Here is a 16,540-nt window from a genome sequence, read left to right on the forward strand (position 1 = left end):
GTCTGGCAGCCGGAAGGTACCATCTCATTGGAGTAAGTTAAGATGCAAAAGCTAGCTGAACTGTATCGCGGCAAGGCAAAAACCGTCTACACCACCGAAAACCCGGATCTGCTGGTGTTGGAATTCCGTAACGATACGTCAGCACTGGATGGTCAGCGCATTGAGCAGTTTGATCGCAAAGGGATGGTGAATAACAAATTCAACCATTTCATTATGAGCAAGCTGGAGGCGGCCGGTATCCCAACGCAGATGGAACGCCTGCTGTCTGATAACGAAGTGCTGGTGAAAAAGCTGGAGATGGTGCCGGTTGAGTGCGTGATCCGTAACCGCGCTGCGGGTTCTTTGGTCAAGCGCTTGGGTATTGAAGAAGGTTTGCCGCTGAATCCTCCGCTGTTTGATCTGTTCCTGAAGAACGACGCGATGCATGACCCAATGGTGAACGAATCCTATTGTGAAACCTTCGGCTGGGTGAGCAAAGCGCATCTGGCGCGCATGCGTGAGCTGAGCTACATGGCTAACGATGTGCTGAGCAAGCTGTTTGACGATGCGGGTCTGATCCTGGTCGATTTCAAGCTGGAGTTCGGCCTGTTCAACGGTGAAGTGGTGCTGGGTGATGAGTTCTCACCGGATGGTAGCCGCCTGTGGGACAAGAATACCCTTGCCAAGATGGACAAAGACCGCTTCCGTCAGAGCCTGGGTGGTTTGATCGAAGCCTACGAAGAAGTCGCCCGCCGTATTGGCGTGAAGCTGGACTAATCGTTAAATCATGCCCCTCACTCTAGCCCTTTCCCTATAGGAGAGTGCTAGAGTGAGGGGCAAAGCATTGAACCGAGCCTTTCATCCCTCATTCCCTACTTTCCAGAAAATTACTGCATTCCCTTAGCCACGAACGCCTTATAATAGTAACCAGGGCAAGTTTCCTACGATTATTAAAAATCATATCTGGAGTTTATTTATGCGTTGGCAAGGGCGTCGTGAAAGTGACAATGTCGAGGATCGTCGTGGGCAGTCTTCAGGTCTGGGCGGCGGCGGTGGCGGCCCCCGGATACCTATCGGCGGCAAAGGTGGCCTGATCATTCTGGTAGTGGTGCTGGTTGCCGGTTACTACGGGGTAGACCTGACTCCGCTGCTGAATGGCGGAGATGTTTCCCCGCAGTCTCAGCAGCAAAGCGCTAGCATCAGCCCGCAAGACGATCAACTGGCCAAATTTACCTCGGTGGTGCTGGCCTCTACCGAAGATAACTGGCAGGGGATCTTCAAGCAGATGGGGAAAAACTATCAGGATCCCAAATTGGTAATGTACCGGGGCGCGACGCGTACCGGCTGCGGCACTGGCCAATCGGTGATGGGGCCGTTCTACTGCCCGGCGGACGATACGGTCTATATCGATCTCTCGTTCTACCAGGATATGAAAACCAAGCTGGATGCTGGCGGTGATTTTGCTCAGGCCTACGTGGTTGCGCATGAAGTGGGCCACCACGTGCAAAATCTACTGGGGATTGAGCGCAAGGTTCGCCAGATGCAGCAAGGGGCTAGCCAGGCAGAGGTTAACCGTCTGTCGGTGAAAATGGAGCTTCAGGCAGACTGCTTTGCTGGCGTTTGGGGCCATTACGCTGAGAAACAGCAGATGCTGGAAGCGGGCGATCTGCAAGCAGCGCTGAATGCCGCGCAGGCGATTGGTGACGACCGTTTGCAGCAGCAAAGCCAGGGTCGAGTGGTGCCGGACAGCTTTACGCATGGCACCTCGCAGCAGCGTTATACCTGGTTCAAGCAAGGGTTCGATAGCGGCGACCCTAACACCTGCAACACCTTCGCCTCCCGTTGATATTACTCAGTGCCGGTGCCTAGAGCCCGGCACTCTGCTTTCAGGCCTCAATATTCATGTTACAAAAAATGCAGCAACGTATGCAGCGGCAGGGTACTCGGCGGCTGTTGGTGATCAGCGGCGAACCGCAATGGTGCCGAGATCAGGCGCAGCAACTGGCGGCACAGTTGCTGGGCGACTGGCCTTGGGTCGGTAACGATACGCCCGCAGGAATCGATGCGTTGGCGAGTAACGCGGTCAAAACCCTGTTGGGGCAAGAGCGGTTGCATGCGGTATTTGATGCGTTAGCGGGGCTGGACGTTGAAGCGCTGGCCCAGCTCTGCGGGACATTACAAGCCGGTAGCTGGTTACTGTTGCTGGTTCCACCTTGGCAAAGTTGGCCGAAGCAGCCAGATAGCGACAGCCTGCGCTGGAGTGATTGCCCACAGCCGATCGCCACGCCCCATTTTATCCACCATCTGCAACAACAGTTGCTGGCCGATAGCGAAGTGTCTATTTGGCGGCAAGGTGAACCGTTGTGCCTGGCTCCCTTACCATCACGGCCAGATTGGCAGGCTCCCCAGGGTAATCCGAGTGATGAACAGCAGGCCATTTTGGCCCGGTTGCTGGCGGCCGAGTCAGGCATCTGGGTATTAACCGCTGCGCGTGGCCGGGGGAAATCGACGGTAGCAGGAATGTTGATGGCCAGCAGCCCGCTAACCTGCTGGATCACTGGCCCGAGCCGCGCCGCTACTGACGTTGCCAGCGAGTGGGCCGCAGGACGGGCCCAGTTTTGGGCACCGGATGCTTTGCTACAGCATTGTGCTGAACATGGTGCAGAGGGGGGGGGCTGGCTGCTGGTGGATGAGGCCGCAACAATCCCTGGCCCCTTGCTGCAACGGCTAATGGACTATTTCCCGCGCGTATTACTGACAACCACGGTGCAGGGTTACGAAGGAACGGGGCGCGGCTTTTTGCTAAAGTTCTGCGCCACGTTGCCGCAGTGGCAGCCGCTAAGCTTGCAGCAACCGATGCGTTGGGCAGCGGGCGACCCCCTGGAGCGGATTATCGATCATGCCTTGCTGTTCAACGAGGAACCGGTATGGGCAGTGGCCGGGCAGTCACCCACTTTAGGTTGTATTGAACAGGCTGAACTGTGCGCCGATCCCCAACGGTTACGGCGTTTCTATGCATTGCTCTGTAGCGCACACTATCGAACCTCACCGCTGGATTTACGCCGGCTGATGGATGCGCCCGGGATGCACTTCAGTGCGGCATCGCTGGGCGATGAGGTGGTTGGGGCATTGTGGTTGGTGAACGAGGGCGGTTTATCGGTTGAACTGGCCCACGAGGTTTGGGCGGGCCGCAGAAGACCGCGCGGCAACTTGGTCGCTCAATCTCTGGCGGCACATAGCGGCCAATGGTGGGCACCTACGCTGCGTTCCCGTCGCATTACCCGTATCGCCGTGTTGCCGGAGTTACGCCAGCAAGGGATCGCCAGCCGGTTGGTGGAACAGCAAAAATGGGGTTCACAGGGGCTGGATTTTCTTTCTGTCAGCTTTGGCTATACCGAGCCGCTGTGGCGGTTTTGGCAATCTTGTGGCTTCACCCTGGTGCGGATTGGCAACAAACCGGAGGCCAGCAGCGGCTGTTATACCGCCATGGCGTTGCTAGCTATTAGCGAGCAAGGGGAGGCGCTGAGCCATGCGGCGCATAAGCACCTGGCACGGGATTGGCGCTGGTTGCGGCAACGTAGCGACCTGTTGCTGGAGTTCGACGATGATGCCGATCCGCTATTAAATGAGGAAGATTGGCGCGAGCTGGCCGGTTTTGCCTTTGCCCATCGGCCCTTGGAGGCCAGCCTGGGAGCGCTACAACGTCTGCTGTTGACCAGTTCATTGCCCTGTGCGGCATTGCGTGCACATTTGCAGCAACAACAAACCACGGCCCAGTGTGCTGCACAACATGGCCTGAGTGGTCATAAAGCCTTGCTGAGACTTTGGCGGCAAGAGGCAGGGCAGGCGTTGCAACAACTTAATGCGCAACATTGTCGTTACTGGCAGGAGTGGGCGCAGTCGTTGCAATAAATGGAAAGAGTTGTTCAATAAAACCCGATTTTCCTGATTTCTCTGCGGCGTATAGTAAGGGGCTGTTGCCGGCTAAGCCCCGGATGTTTCTAACCTGAGGAGTCCCCATGAAACACTCGAATTTCGTTGTCCAAAGCCCTGCAACACCGGCAGAGCAACTGATACTGCTGTTTCATGGCGTGGGGGATAACCCGGTGGCAATGGGGGAGATTGGCAGTTACTTCGCCAAAGACTTCCCACAGGCTTTGGTGGTGAGCATTGGCGGCCCATTTGCTTTTGGGAACGGTGATGGCCGCCAATGGTTCTCGGTTCAGGGGATCACCGAAGACAACCGCGCGCAGCGTATTGCCGAAGTGATGCCAACCTTTGTTGAAACCGTGCGCTACTGGCAGCAACATAGCGGTGTAGGTTATGCGGGCACCGCGCTGGTTGGTTTTTCGCAGGGTTCGATTATGGCACTGGAAGGGTTAAAAGCCGAAGCCAAACTGGCCGGGCGGGTAGTGGCCTTCAGCGGCCGTTTTGCCCAGTTACCGCAAGCCGATTTTGGTGACAGCGTGGTACACCTGATCCATGGTGAGACGGACGGCGTTATTGCTGCGGAACATGCGCAAGCGGCGGCGGATCGTTTGCAAGCCGTTGGTGGGGACGTTACGTTGGATATTGAGCCAGGCGTCGGGCATGCGATCAGCTCGGGCATGATGAACGCTGCTCTGGAGCGCTTACATTACTATGTGCCGCAGCGCTATTGGGAAGAGGCGATGTTTGGCAAACGAGGCGATCTGATCGCTTTTAAATAAACAGCAGGGCGCTGAGGTGCGCCCTGAGGTTATGGCTTTTTCGGCCAGTCATCTTCGTCGTCCCACTTGGCGTTGTTATCGCGGTGGGGCGGCAACTCAGGCTTGTTAGCCAGAAATTTTCGATGATCCAGGCGGCGTAATTCCTTGATCCCGCTAATGATAATGCCTGCCAATATCACCAGGATTATCCACCAGTAGTCAGCTAACCAATGCATGTTTACACCTTTCCTTCAGGGCGAACAAAACGCGAGAATATCGCGGGCAGATGGCTTGAGAGCCAAGATGCGCCAGCAACGTCCTTATCTCGCCAGGCCGCCAGCAGCAGCTCGGGCGTTAGTAAATGCTCTGCCTCCTGCGCCAACGGGCGATAACTTAGATGCCAGGGTTCCATCGCCACTCCACCTTGATCGGCGGTAAACGGGCGATAGAAACCAAACTCGGCCATATGTGCAGTCAGCCATAGATTCAGCGGATAGAAATAACCACCGGCTTCATATTCCCACGGCTCCAACTGCAACTTTTGCCCAACCGGCAACAGCGACGGATCGTAAACATCCAGATCGCTGCCCCAGTGATGACGGCTGGCACCCGGTAGGGCCGACCAACGCAAAATGGCTTCACAACGCTCGGCGGCGGACAATGGCTGGATATCCATCGGCTGGCTATTGCGATCTAATACTGGCCGCTCTCCGCAGAACTTGCCATTCCAGATCGCCAGTTGCCGGTCAAAATCGCGAAAGGTGCTGGCCGGTTGCAGATCGAAGCCTGCCGTTTTCGCCGCCTGCTGCATGGCCTGAAAGGCCACCACCGCAGCGGGTTGCAGCCGATGATTGCCGCTCAGTACGGTGAGATGCTCCGTCGAGCGCCCGGTGAGCATTTCTGCGCTGATCATGCGACCAGTTGCTCCATGATACGCTGATACATGCGGCTCAGTAACTGCAGATCGGCCGCATGTACGCATTCATTCACTTTATGGATGGTGGCGTTGACCGGCCCCAGCTCAACCACCTGTGCTCCCATCTGAGCGATAAAGCGGCCATCAGAGGTACCACCGGTAGTCAGCAGTTGCGGAGTGAGCTCGGCATAGTGTTCCACTGCATTAACCACGGCATCTACCAAGGCACCACGTGCGGTCAGGAAAGGTTGGCCAGATAGCCACCAGTCGATGCTGTAGTTCAGGTTATGACGATCCAGCAGTTCCTGCACTCGCTGCTTGATTAGGGTATCGGTAAGCTCGGTGCTGAAGCGGAAGTTGAACTGCACGAACATTTCACCGGGGATCACGTTGTTGCTGCCGGTACCGGCCTGCACGTTGGCAATTTGCATGCTGGTTGGCGGGAAGAATTCGTTGCCCTGATCCCACTCAATGGCGACCAGTTCGTTTAACGCAGGCATAGCCCGGTGAACCGGGTTATCCGCCAGATGCGGATAGGCGACGTGCCCTTGAACACCATGGATACGCAGATTGGCGGTGATCGAGCCACGGCGGCCATTTTTCACTACGTCTCCGACCTGCTCGGTGCTTGAAGGTTCGCCGACCAGGCAATAATCAAGGCGCTCGTTGCGAGCCATCAAGGCTTCCACTACCTTCACAGTGCCATGAGTGGCGCTGGCCTCTTCGTCTGAGGTGATCAGAAACGCCAGGCGGCCCTGATGGTCGGGGTTGGCGGCAACGAAGCGTTCTGCTGCCACCAGCATCGCGGCCAGGGAGCCTTTCATATCGGCGGCTCCGCGCCCATACAGCATGCCGTCGCGGATGACGGGTTCAAACGGCGGGTTATCCCAATTTTTCTCGTCGCCGGTAGGTACCACATCGGTGTGGCCAGCAAACGCCAGCGTACTGCCCTGGCCGCGCCAGGCCCAGAAGTTTTGCGTATCGCCAAAGTTCATCGGTTCGACGGTAAAGCCGATTGCTTTCAGGCGGGCAATCATCAGCTCCTGACAGCCTTCGTCATGCGGGCTGAGGGAAGGGCGCTTGATAAGCTGTTGCGCCAGTTCGATAACAGGGCAGATCATGAATTAACCTCGGTAATAAATTGCTGATAGCTTTCGCTGCTGAAGCCTAGCAGGGCATGTCCTTTACCATCATCCAGCAAGGGGCGTTTAATCATGGCCGGTTGCTCCAGCATCAGGGCGATGGCGGCATCGGCATTGTCGCAGGCATTGCGCTGGGCTTCATCCAGTTTACGCCAGGTAGTGCCACGGGTGTTCAGCAATGGTTCCCAGCCCAGGCGCGCGACAAAATCACGCAACAGCTGTTCGTCCAGCCCGTCTGCGCGGTAGTCGTGAAATTGGTAAGCCACTCCCTGTTCTTCCAGCCAGCGGCGAGCTTTTTTGATGGTGTCACAATTTTTGATACCATAGAGCTTAAACAAACTTTTTGAGTCCATATTTACCATGAGAAAGTGCTACCTATATCTTCGAATCAGTACAGAAAAGCAAGCCAGCGGTGATGGCTTAGACCGTCAGGAGGCTATGCTACTGGATTATGTGAAAGATAATGCGGTAAAACTAGGCTTAGATCCAGACAACTAATCCCCTCTTGTGTATGAAGTATTTGTCTGTACTTGATGAACATAAGGTCGAATTGCACGATGTAGATAAAAAACTGATCATTTCAAGAAAAGTCCGGCTTTGTTGAATAAATCGGATTGAGACAAAAGCTTTCCCGAATTGACGAGCCATCAGGCAACACGCACACTTTTTGGCATGCCTGCACGCGTCATTTTGTTCAATGCACGGATCATGGCCATGCCTCACCGACCTGCGCATTGTAGTCACGCAGAGTCAGGTGGCCACCGAACAGTTGTTTAACCTGGTACATTGCCGTTTCCGCCACTGACCGTCGGTTGTAAGCCGTGCTCCATTTCCAATAGGCGTTGCTTCCCGTCAGTCTTTGCCTCGCCACCGCCTGATTTCTGTCGGCATACTCCTCCGGCCAGTAACCCGCCCGGGTTCGCGGCGGGATAAGTGCTCTGATTTTCTTACGCCGCAGTTCGTCATGGCATAGCTTTGTGTCATAAGCGCTATCGGCGGAAGCTACCTTAATTTTCCGGTGGGCATCGGCGTCCACGGCCTGGTGCAGTTTTCGTTTTCCTTACCGTGCTTTTTCACCTTCCATTCGCCTTCACCAAAGACTTTTAAGCCGGTGGAATCGATAACCAGATGGGCAATCTCGCCGCGCGTGGGGGTCTTGAAAGGGATGCTCACGGATTTAGCCCGTCTGCTGACGTAGGAATGATCCGGGCAACGAAGCGGGAGCTTCATGAACGTAAAAATGGAATCAATGAATCCCTGAGCGGCATGTAGCGTGAGGCGAAAGACGCGTTTGAGCATCAGTACGGTGGAAATAGCTAACGTAGAATAACGTTGTGGACGCCCTCGTGATGCGGTTTTTGGCTCGTCGTATCAGGCCTGGATAGCCGACTCATCAAGCCAGAATGTCAGCGAACCCCGATTGATGAGAGCCTTGTTGTAGGCCGCCCAGTTAGTGATCTTGAACTTTTGCTTTGCCACGGGAAACCGCTCCAGGATCAGGAATGTGGTGATCTGATCCTGATTGCAGTCAGAAGTTCGATTTATTCAACAAAGCCAACGAACGGCTGACGATGCAGCTTGGTAGGTACTTAAAATGCATATATCACCAAGAATTTTTATGAATCATGAATGGTCTTATCTTTTTTAAATTCATTACATTTCAGATAACTAATAAAAATGTAACTATATAGTAACAATTAAATAACAAAAAACACTTCCCATATACGATATGTGCTGCTACATATTTAAGCAAGATTTACATATAAATAAACGAGAATGATTTTCAATTCCATGAATGGATGCATGATGAAAAGAGATAAAAAGTGCCTTGCCTGCGTGGATGAATTGCCTGTATTCGAAGGTTATCTCGTAGACGTCTGGGGTGTCTTATACGATGGTCAGTCAAAAACTCATATTGCTGATGATCTGCTCCGGAAAATGAAAATGCATGGCCGGCTCGCACTCGTGAGCAATACCTCTCGCTCGTCGGAAGAGCTGGCTGTTTTACTGAATGATAAAGGGATTTCAGAAACATTTATTGATGGAATTTTCACGTCCGGAAGCCTGTGCAAAGAGCGAATTACTCGCCATTTCGCAACCAATCCACAACACACTTTCATCCTAGTGGGCACCGCCGGTGAATGCCACTGGCTTACTACAATGTTAGATCGACAAGTCTCTTCTATCGAAACATGTGATTTTGTTATTGCTGCAAACATCATTTATGAAAAGGATGAAGAGATCGAAAGGTTAGTAAGAAAAATCCTAGGGAGGGGTTGATCGTATATTCAACGAATCCGGATAAATTTGTCAATATTGGAGGTCGTATTCATAAGGCTGCGGGGTACTTCTGTCAAAAAGTGAGAGAAGCCGGTGGTACCGTTTACGAGTATGGCAAACCTAGTGCGGATATTTTTAATATCGCATTGGCAGGGATTGGTGTGAAAAAAGAAAATGCCTGCATGTTGGGGGATTCGCTGGAAACGGATATTTTTGGAGGAAACTCTGCGTCACTTAAAACCATACTGGTCGCTGGATGTGGTGGTTTGCAGTATAGCGAAGATGAATTAAATGAAGGGTTGCATGATTATATTCTAAATCTACAGGGGTGATTATGTATAAGGTGCTTATCATTGGTTCTGGTGTCCTTTCTACGATGGTTTCAGAGATGTTGGCCTGGAGAAATTTTCCGTGCCAGGTAACGATTGCTGCCAGGAATGAAAATGCTGCAGACGAAATTGTGAACCTGATAAAATTCACGTCAGAGAATGTTGGCCATACATTTAATATATCGTCAAGAAAAATAAACCTTGACTCCGTTGAGGAGATGGCGGAGATCATTAGTGATATTGAACCTGATTTAATCTTCAATACTGCTTCAGTTCAGTCATTTTGGGTTGTTTCAGAACTGCCCGATCATATCAGCAAAGCATTATGGACTGCTGGCGTAGGCCCCTGGACCGCGTGTCATGCCTATCCGGCACTCCAGTTGATGAAAGCAATAAAAGCCTCCGGTGTAAAAACGACGGTAGTCAACGCGGCATTTCCCGATGCAGTGAATCCGTTGCTTAATGGCATAGCACTTGCCCCGGATATCGGGATTGGCAATGTCTCAAATATTTGTCAGCCTATCCGCGAGGCTGTTTCACAGATACTCAACAGTGACATATCTTCAATCTCCGTCAATATGGTCGCTCATCACTATGTTGGCAATACCATTCCCTCAGAAGGGCATGCAAAGGGCGCGCCTTATTATTTGAGCGTAAAAAATAACGGGGAAGAAGTCAGTCAGGACATGTTACCGCACGATAAAATATTCAAACACATCAAAACAGATTTAAAAAGAAAAAGAGGAAAGGACGGCATGTTTGTGACTGCCAGTTCGGCAGTGAGAATTATTGAAGGCTTTTTCGGTGATAAAACGATAGCGGCACATGCACCAGGTGTCAGGGGCTTAGTCGGAGGGTATCCCGTCACGATTGGCAGGAGAACTTTCGATGTGGCGCTCAATGACGATATTTCACTCTCAGACGCGATCGGCATCAATGAGAAAGGCCAGCGGTATGATGGGATTGACAGTATCCAGGATGGTTATATCCGGCTCAAGCAAGAATCCTCGGATGTCATGAGTGCCCTGATGGGATTTGGGCTCGGAGGATACCATATTTCTGAGGTCGGTGAGGTGTCCGCTGAGTTGGTACAGCGCTATCAAGCGTTGAGGAGTAAACATGTCTAACCTTCTCTTCCACGCATACAAAAATGCGCGCAACGTCCTGTCCGGAAACGATGAAACCGGTATGAAAGTCTTTCCGGGGATGTTTGACAGCGATGTCGTTTCTCTCTCTCACGGCGACGGCACAAGAAGACCGCAGTGCGGCATTATTTCCGCGGGGGTTTTAGCATTGCTCAATGATCGTTACTCCCCTGATGACTACCATGTGATGACGCATAATGCAGAGTTGGAAACCTGGATCATCGATGATTTCAAGGCGGATGGGATACATGAGAGTCTCGCCAACAATATTGTGCTGTCACACGGTTCGACCAGTCTCTTCGATGCCATATTTACTTATTATATCGGAAAAGGACGTCGTTATTTGGTGCCCTCCTCGTTCTATCACAACCTGATAAAGTGGTCAGCGTTATATCACGAACATCTTACGTGCCAGTATACGAAGATTGAAAATGATTACAAACTGACAGCGGAAGAACTGTCTAAATCGGTATCAGAAAAAGAAATTGATACACTGTTCTTGTTTAATCCTACGCAAACCGGTGCGATTTATACAGATGCTGAGCTCATGGCACTGTCTAAAGTGTGTATTGAATTTAATATAACGGTTTTTGTAGATAGTGTATTTTCTGGTACGGAATTTAACGATGAGGAGAGAACTCCTCAGATGGCAAAATATTTTACGCAGTATCCTGACAATATCGTAACGATTAAAAGTGCTTCCAAATTTTTAAATCTGGCCAATGTCAGGGTGGGCTGGGCATGTGGTGGGGATAATATTATCGCAGCGCTGCGTGATATCTGTTCGGCGAAAAACCCGTCGATCTCAAATGTGGCACTGGAAATGGTCAAGTACGGCGTTCTACACTGTCATGAATATATCAGAGAAAACAATCTGGAAAGTGCACAACGTGCGCGCATTATTGATGCGTCTGTCTATGACATCAATAACTCTCTGGGGGAACAGGTGATAAACACCACGCATAAACCGGCCGCAGGGCACGGATTTTTGCTCGATTTCGACTATTTGATCAAGGCGACGCACGGGCGCATAAAGTCAGGCTGCGATCTGGTTGCGTATTTGCTTAAAGAACAGAAATTGTCCCTGTCCCCTGCAGATTCTCTTGGTTTCACCGGGTGTAAAGTGAGGGTTGCTTTCTCATCCGTCGGGCTAAAGTCGACCTACCTGGATAGCGAATATGAGCGCAACGTGGCAATGGACAGCATCACTATTGGCCGCGTGCCAGTGACCGCATTGAGGGTCCCTCGCAGACAGCATACCGACTATTTTGATGCTGGCCGAGGTATTCTGGACCATTCGCTGAGAAATTCCTTGCGCACTGCGTTAGCTAACTTACTGAAAAAATAGGATATAGATATGTCAGTTATTGCTGTTCTTGAGTCAAACCTAGCAGGTAATGGTGCCTTAGTCATTCAGGCGGCCAAATTAAAGGGATATAAAACGCTTTTCGTCTGTGGCAATAAAGCGGAATACGCCAATGCCGTGATTAATCCTATTGACTTTGCGGATGAAGTGGCCGTTGTTGACTCTTATGACATAGCCAAGCTGCTGGCCTTCTTCCAGAGTTACCCGGATACGGTTGACGCTGTCATGGCATTTGATGACTTTAGAATGATACAGGCCGCGATCATTAACCAGTTCCTTAACCTGCCACATGCGCCAGCTGTTGAGGCATTATTGACGGTGCGATTTAAACATTTGTTAAGAGAAAAACTCAACAATACTGCGTATTCAATTGGCTTTACACGTTTGGCGGGTAACAGCACAGCCCATCAAGCGTTATTGAAGTACCCGTGTGTGATCAAGCCGGTAGATGAAAGTGGCAGCATCGGTGTCAAGGTTTGTCATTCAAAATCGGAGTCTGACGAGGCTATCGACTATATTCTGTCTCTGCCAAAATATAATGGTCGCGGGTTTAGCGTTTCAAAAGACATCTTGGTTGAGGAATTTATTACCGGGGAAGAATACAGTGCCGAGTTGGTTTGGGATTGTGAAAATGAGGACTGGAGACTGCTTGGGGTTACTCAAAAATTTGTTACCCCCCCCCCATTTTGCGTCGAAAAGGCCCATATTTTTCCGTATGCAGACGGCAGTGAATTTTCAGAGCAGGTGAGCCTGCATGCCAACCGTATACTTGAACATGTTGGTCTGCGAAATACGTTTGTACATATGGAATTTAAATTCTCCGATGGGCGCTTCGATGTCATTGAAATCAATCCACGCTTGGGGGGAGACATGATTATCGAACTCATGAAAAATGCGAAAGGGTATGATGCAGCTGGTCTGATGTTGGAAGCGAATATCAATCATCCTTTAAGCATAGAAAACACCGACGAACAGGGGGATGCTGCGGCTATCGTGTATATCACAGATAGTCGCGGTGGGCATATAACCGATATTACCGTCGAGAGTGATGGGGACATTTTTTCCCGGATCAATATTTTTTCGCTCCCCAAAACACTGAACGGGTTGCGCAGCAGCGAAGATCGGTTGGGGTATGTCATTTTAAATAAAGACCGTTATCAGCAGATTGAGCTGCGTGTTAACGCTCTGCTCGATGGTAATGGTTTCAATATTACTCAGTCGGCATTGTCCTGACTTGACAATACATTTTATTTTGGTGGTGAGTATGGGAAATAAAATTGGTTTTATCGGCAGCGGTAAACTGCTTTTAGATAGGGCGAAGTCGTTTGGTCTATATGTGGTACTGATACAAAAACAGTCACTTGCTTCGATGGAAGCTATTGCGCTGGCAGACAGCGTTTTGCTGTGTGACTATGATGCCGCTGATAATAAAAAGATGATATTGGATTTCTTACGGGAGCAAGGCATCGAAAAGGTCCTGACGCTTTCTGAGAAAGCCTTGCTGGCAGCGGCATGGATAAATGACGAATTATTGTGCGATACTAAAAATAGTACGATTGCTGAAATAGTCAAAAATAAAATATTAATGCGTGATACGCTTAAGGGAACCCCCTACGGTAATGTCAACTATCATGCGGTCCATTCCGCGAATGATCTGTCTCAGGCCGCTGCCCTGCTCGGTTTTCCGTTTATTCTGAAACCCTCTCGGGGAGTGGGAAGCGAAAATGTTCATCTTGTTGTCGATGATAAGCAACTTTCGACGATAAACGTTCTGCAGACATTAATCGCTGAACAGTACATCGGGGGAAAGGAGTATTCCGTTGAGGCATTTTCTGTCAATGGGGTACATACCGTTCACGCGGTCACCGAGAAATCCCTGTTTGATAATGAAGACTCCCGGTTTGTTGAGCATGGACATGTTGTCTCCAGGGAGAATAATGATGGACAGTTTTTTGCCGCGATCGATGATTTTGTCTGTGGCTTCTTATCCCTTATCGGGATTGAGTCCGGCGCGACCCATACCGAAGTGAAGGTCGATCAGAGTGCCATACACATCATTGAGTCCCATAATCGGGTCGGCGGCGACAGTATTCCTGAATTGGTTTACCATGCCACGGGGGTCGATCTGTATTCACTGGCGATACAAGATGCGTCAGGCCTGCCTTTGGATAATACGCGCAAGTCGGTGAGCAATAATAGTGGGATCCTTTTCTTTGATTTTGAACCTGGTCAGGTCAGTAGTCTTTGCGGTGAACAACGCGTTAAACTTTTACCCTACGTCAAAGACGTAAGTTTACCTGAACTCATCAATGCGCCCCTTTCCCGCCCTGTCGACTCTTTTTCACGTAATGGCTATGTGATTTGCAGCACACCCGAGGATGTGAAAAGTAAGCTCGACCTGTGCCAAATCCTGATAAAACCGATATACATTTGAGTGGGAACAGTCAAATATGATTCAGGACGCAAAATGAGCAGAACTAACTATATACTCATGTTCGTTATGCTAATCTCTTGTGTTAGCATGTTTTCGTTTTTCCCTTTCCTTGTCACTATCCTGACAGGACATTATGCCTTTACTGCTGCTGATGTGGGTATCATGATGTCAGTGGGTATTATTGCCGGCAATTTATCCTCTGTCATAGTTTGCATGTTTTTGTCTGAAAAGGTGTACAAGCCTGTATTTACGCTGGCACTGATGGTGTTCTCCTTGTCCGCTTTTGGTTTTTTCTTCGTCAGCAATATCTCCAGCACGGTTTATCAGTATGTCCTTCTATTGTGTTGTGTTGTACTTTATCGGTTTTCCGTGGGTGTCTATTATAATATCTCACGTGCGTATCAAATTTACTCGCTTGACAAAGAACACGAGAAGTTAAGATTATTTTCTAATATAAAATTTATTAATAGTGTCGGTGGCGGGCTCGGACCAGTTATTGGACAAGCCCTCATCAATTATGGAGGGTATGACGCTTTATCAGTTTTTTGTTCGATCATTTTTTTGGTCGCGGCCATATTAGTTTTTCTGTTTGTTCCTGGGGTGAAGAAACCTCATCAGGCACAGTTTGTAAATGTGTTTCAGGGCATGATTCAGGTTATTCGTGACAAAGTTTTTGTACTGATTTCTATGGGGGCACTTTTTCATTATATCTTCGAAGCGCAGATATACACGTTCATTACGTTAAAAATAAATGAGAATAATATTCAGGATGGTGTTGCCTATGTTTTTACATTGAACTCAGTTTTCCTGATTGCTCTTGCTTTTTGGGGAGGGAGATTGATAAGGAAAATTGATAAACTTCCCAAAATATCCCTTTTGGCCTTTGGTAGCTTTTGTTCATGCCTATCATTGATTTCAACACCCCTGATGACCGGCTATTTGGGATTAGCTTTTGTAGCTTTTACTTTCTCTCTCGGTGAATATCTGGTACCCCAATTGGCTGTGGATTTAATTACCGACACACCAGGAAATACGTTGCAGAGAATAACATTGTTCAATTTTATGACGAGTGCAATCGGCCTGGGTATAGGGTTCATATTCGGTTCTTATTTGTCCACGGTCGGCAACCTTTTTGTCGTCGCTGTCTCGTGGGTTACCATCCTGGTGCTGGTCTGCCTGCTTTTCTCTCTTGGCCTGAGCGCCAGTCGAGCACAACGCAGTGCGGTGCTGTCTGCCAATGCATCTGAAAAGTGAGGGAAAGCGAACACAGGACGATACCGACCGGGGCGATTGATCGGCCCCACCGGTCGCCATCGTCACTCCAGCGGCGCTGGCGCATGAAGATTCTCCCCAATGTATGGGCACCAGCTGCAACTGATCATTATGCTGAAGAATGACCTGAACTTGAGCACTAGGGCCAGGGACGATGTTATATCGTGGGCCCCAAGTATCGTGATCAGTAGGTACAGTATAGTTTATAGCGGCTTTGTTGAATAAATTGGATTGAGACAAAAGCTTTCCCGAATTGACGAGCTATCCTGATTTTCTTACGCCGCAGTTCGTCATGGCATAGCTTTGTGTCATAAGCACCATCGGCGGAAGCTACCTTAATTTTCCGGTGGGTCTGGCGGATAAGCGCCGGGAATGCCTCCGCATCTGTCACGTTGTTCAGTGACAGGTCAGCCCAGATAACCTCGTGGGTATCGGCGTCCACGGCCAGGTGCAGTTTTCGCCAGACGCGGCGCTTTTCCTTACCGTGCTTTATTGATATTAAAGCGAATCAAGGTGTAAGGTAAATCTGTGAGTAAACATCAATCACTTTTGGATAAGGCCGAGAGTTCATAATCCGGCACCTATAAAAAGACACCGGAGAAATTAATGGGTGTTAATTAGCGCCCACAGAAGGAAGAGGCTACTCTGTTAAAGTGGATTTGAGAATTGCCGAATTTATCATTGTCAGGTGTATTGCATTCCTCTCTCTTCATGCAGATATAGTTACCACTACCATCGTCATCTCTTATCCATAAATAGCGTGTTTTACCACAAACTAAATCATTACCGCCAATAACATTGGTGGCCTTTTTATGAGTTATTTTTTTCACGGCATCCATCCTGGTTTTGTATTAATGAAATACTAGAATAGCAACCTAAGGTGCAATTTCAAGCGCATGCAAAGGGAATGCGCTAATAACAGGATAGTGTCGGTTATTTTATTGAGAATTATCTTGCTTGTCGTGCGATAAAAACTGGTGTGTTAATTT

Annotated in this window: 16 protein-coding genes and 2 pseudogenes; 11 read left to right on the forward strand and 7 right to left on the reverse strand. The window is 49.8% G+C overall.

Going from position 1 to position 16,540, the window contains the following annotated elements:
• The first annotated feature begins 42 nt into the window (after positions 1–42).
• The 4 genes from purC to ypfH all read left to right on the forward strand — a co-directional run bounded on the left by purC (position 43) and on the right by ypfH (position 4,688).
• A complete protein-coding gene (gene purC / locus KAJ71_RS13680; protein ID WP_248946242.1) occupies positions 43–756 on the forward strand; it encodes a phosphoribosylaminoimidazolesuccinocarboxamide synthase in 714 nt (237 codons plus the stop codon).
• Positions 757–955: 199 nt separating this feature from the next.
• A complete protein-coding gene (gene ypfJ / locus KAJ71_RS13685; protein ID WP_248946243.1) occupies positions 956–1,825 on the forward strand; it encodes a KPN_02809 family neutral zinc metallopeptidase in 870 nt (289 codons plus the stop codon).
• A gap of 56 nt (positions 1,826–1,881) precedes the next feature.
• On the forward strand, positions 1,882–3,891 hold the full coding sequence (locus KAJ71_RS13690) for a tRNA(Met) cytidine acetyltransferase TmcA (protein WP_248946244.1): 2,010 nt from the start codon (positions 1,882–1,884) through the stop codon (positions 3,889–3,891).
• 107 nt (positions 3,892–3,998) lie between these two features.
• Complete coding sequence (gene ypfH, locus KAJ71_RS13695) at positions 3,999–4,688, forward strand: esterase (protein WP_248946245.1); 690 nt, start codon at positions 3,999–4,001, stop codon at positions 4,686–4,688.
• 29 nt (positions 4,689–4,717) lie between these two features.
• On the opposite strand, the gene KAJ71_RS13700 is transcribed toward ypfH, so the two are convergent.
• From KAJ71_RS13700 to KAJ71_RS13720, 5 genes and pseudogenes are all read right to left on the reverse strand, one after another.
• A complete protein-coding gene (locus KAJ71_RS13700) occupies positions 4,718–4,903 on the reverse strand; it encodes a YpfN family protein (protein WP_021178743.1) in 186 nt (61 codons plus the stop codon).
• Positions 4,904–4,905: 2 nt separating this feature from the next.
• Positions 4,906–5,580, reverse strand: a complete 675-nt coding sequence (locus KAJ71_RS13705; protein WP_248946246.1) for a M15 family metallopeptidase — start codon at positions 5,578–5,580, stop codon at positions 4,906–4,908.
• Positions 5,577–6,704: a succinyl-diaminopimelate desuccinylase gene (gene dapE, locus KAJ71_RS13710; RefSeq protein WP_248946247.1), complete on the reverse strand. Its 1,128-nt coding sequence runs from the start codon at positions 6,702–6,704 to the stop codon at positions 5,577–5,579. The genes KAJ71_RS13705 and dapE overlap by 4 nt, the downstream gene beginning before the upstream one ends.
• The gene (locus tag KAJ71_RS13715) at positions 6,701–7,078 is read right to left on the reverse strand and encodes an ArsC family reductase (protein ID WP_141132719.1); all 378 of its coding nucleotides are present in this window, start codon (positions 7,076–7,078) and stop codon (positions 6,701–6,703) included. The genes dapE and KAJ71_RS13715 overlap by 4 nt, the downstream gene beginning before the upstream one ends.
• 294 nt (positions 7,079–7,372) lie before the next feature.
• Positions 7,373–8,204 (reverse strand): annotated as a pseudogene (locus KAJ71_RS13720) (IS5 family transposase).
• 324 nt (positions 8,205–8,528) lie between these two features.
• Here KAJ71_RS13720 and KAJ71_RS13725 point away from each other — a divergent pair.
• The 7 genes from KAJ71_RS13725 to KAJ71_RS13755 are packed head-to-tail and all read left to right on the forward strand — an operon-like array spanning position 8,529 to position 15,533.
• Positions 8,529–9,005 carry an HAD family hydrolase gene (locus KAJ71_RS13725; RefSeq protein WP_248946248.1) on the forward strand — a complete coding sequence of 159 codons (477 nt, stop codon included), beginning with the start codon at positions 8,529–8,531 and terminating at the stop codon, positions 9,003–9,005.
• Complete coding sequence (locus tag KAJ71_RS13730) at positions 9,002–9,337, forward strand: HAD hydrolase-like protein (protein ID WP_248946249.1); 336 nt, start codon at positions 9,002–9,004, stop codon at positions 9,335–9,337. Before KAJ71_RS13725 ends, KAJ71_RS13730 begins: the two co-directional genes overlap by 4 nt.
• Before the next feature lie 2 nt (positions 9,338–9,339).
• Entirely contained in the window at positions 9,340–10,461 is a 1,122-nt protein-coding gene (locus KAJ71_RS13735) for a hypothetical protein (RefSeq protein ID WP_248946250.1), read from the forward strand.
• Entirely contained in the window at positions 10,454–11,827 is a 1,374-nt protein-coding gene (locus KAJ71_RS13740; protein WP_248946251.1) for a pyridoxal phosphate-dependent aminotransferase, read from the forward strand. The genes KAJ71_RS13735 and KAJ71_RS13740 overlap by 8 nt, the downstream gene beginning before the upstream one ends.
• Before the next feature lie 9 nt (positions 11,828–11,836).
• The gene (locus tag KAJ71_RS13745) at positions 11,837–13,078 is read left to right on the forward strand and encodes an ATP-grasp domain-containing protein (RefSeq protein ID WP_248946252.1); all 1,242 of its coding nucleotides are present in this window, start codon (positions 11,837–11,839) and stop codon (positions 13,076–13,078) included.
• A gap of 31 nt (positions 13,079–13,109) precedes the next feature.
• A complete protein-coding gene (locus KAJ71_RS13750; protein WP_248946253.1) occupies positions 13,110–14,279 on the forward strand; it encodes an ATP-grasp domain-containing protein in 1,170 nt (389 codons plus the stop codon).
• A gap of 33 nt (positions 14,280–14,312) precedes the next feature.
• Positions 14,313–15,533, forward strand: a complete 1,221-nt coding sequence (locus KAJ71_RS13755) for an MFS transporter (protein WP_248946254.1) — start codon at positions 14,313–14,315, stop codon at positions 15,531–15,533.
• 286 nt (positions 15,534–15,819) lie between these two features.
• Here the strand turns inward: KAJ71_RS13755 and KAJ71_RS13760 are convergent.
• Both KAJ71_RS13760 and KAJ71_RS13765 read right to left on the reverse strand, forming a co-directional pair.
• A pseudogene (locus tag KAJ71_RS13760) lies at positions 15,820–16,041 on the reverse strand (transposase); the annotation flags it as partial.
• A 127-nt stretch (positions 16,042–16,168) separates the two neighbouring features.
• Complete coding sequence (locus KAJ71_RS13765) at positions 16,169–16,381, reverse strand: hypothetical protein (RefSeq protein WP_248946255.1); 213 nt, start codon at positions 16,379–16,381, stop codon at positions 16,169–16,171.
• Positions 16,382–16,540 lie beyond the last annotated feature (159 nt).

Origin of the sequence: Serratia silvae, from assembly GCF_023282985.1 — a bacterium.
Taxonomy (GTDB): Bacteria; Pseudomonadota; Gammaproteobacteria; order Enterobacterales; family Enterobacteriaceae; genus Chania; species Chania silvae.

What these genes read in the sequence shown, in the direction of transcription:
- KAJ71_RS13755 (WP_248946254.1), top strand. Translation starts at nt 14,313, where the DNA reads ATGAGCAGAACTAACTATATACTCATGTTCGTTATGCTAATCTCTTGT.
- ypfH (WP_248946245.1), top strand. Translation starts at nt 3,999, where the DNA reads ATGAAACACTCGAATTTCGTTGTCCAAAGCCCTGCAACACCGGCAGAG.
- KAJ71_RS13700 (WP_021178743.1), bottom strand. Translation starts at nt 4,903, where the DNA reads ATGCATTGGTTAGCTGACTACTGGTGGATAATCCTGGTGATATTGGCA.
- purC (WP_248946242.1), top strand. Translation starts at nt 43, where the DNA reads ATGCAAAAGCTAGCTGAACTGTATCGCGGCAAGGCAAAAACCGTCTAC.
- KAJ71_RS13705 (WP_248946246.1), bottom strand. Translation starts at nt 5,580, where the DNA reads ATGATCAGCGCAGAAATGCTCACCGGGCGCTCGACGGAGCATCTCACC.
- KAJ71_RS13745 (WP_248946252.1), top strand. Translation starts at nt 11,837, where the DNA reads ATGTCAGTTATTGCTGTTCTTGAGTCAAACCTAGCAGGTAATGGTGCC.
- KAJ71_RS13750 (WP_248946253.1), top strand. Translation starts at nt 13,110, where the DNA reads ATGGGAAATAAAATTGGTTTTATCGGCAGCGGTAAACTGCTTTTAGAT.
- KAJ71_RS13740 (WP_248946251.1), top strand. Translation starts at nt 10,454, where the DNA reads ATGTCTAACCTTCTCTTCCACGCATACAAAAATGCGCGCAACGTCCTG.
- KAJ71_RS13725 (WP_248946248.1), top strand. Translation starts at nt 8,529, where the DNA reads ATGATGAAAAGAGATAAAAAGTGCCTTGCCTGCGTGGATGAATTGCCT.
- KAJ71_RS13735 (WP_248946250.1), top strand. Translation starts at nt 9,340, where the DNA reads ATGTATAAGGTGCTTATCATTGGTTCTGGTGTCCTTTCTACGATGGTT.
- KAJ71_RS13690 (WP_248946244.1), top strand. Translation starts at nt 1,882, where the DNA reads ATGTTACAAAAAATGCAGCAACGTATGCAGCGGCAGGGTACTCGGCGG.
- ypfJ (WP_248946243.1), top strand. Translation starts at nt 956, where the DNA reads ATGCGTTGGCAAGGGCGTCGTGAAAGTGACAATGTCGAGGATCGTCGT.
- KAJ71_RS13715 (WP_141132719.1), bottom strand. Translation starts at nt 7,078, where the DNA reads ATGGACTCAAAAAGTTTGTTTAAGCTCTATGGTATCAAAAATTGTGAC.
- dapE (WP_248946247.1), bottom strand. Translation starts at nt 6,704, where the DNA reads ATGATCTGCCCTGTTATCGAACTGGCGCAACAGCTTATCAAGCGCCCT.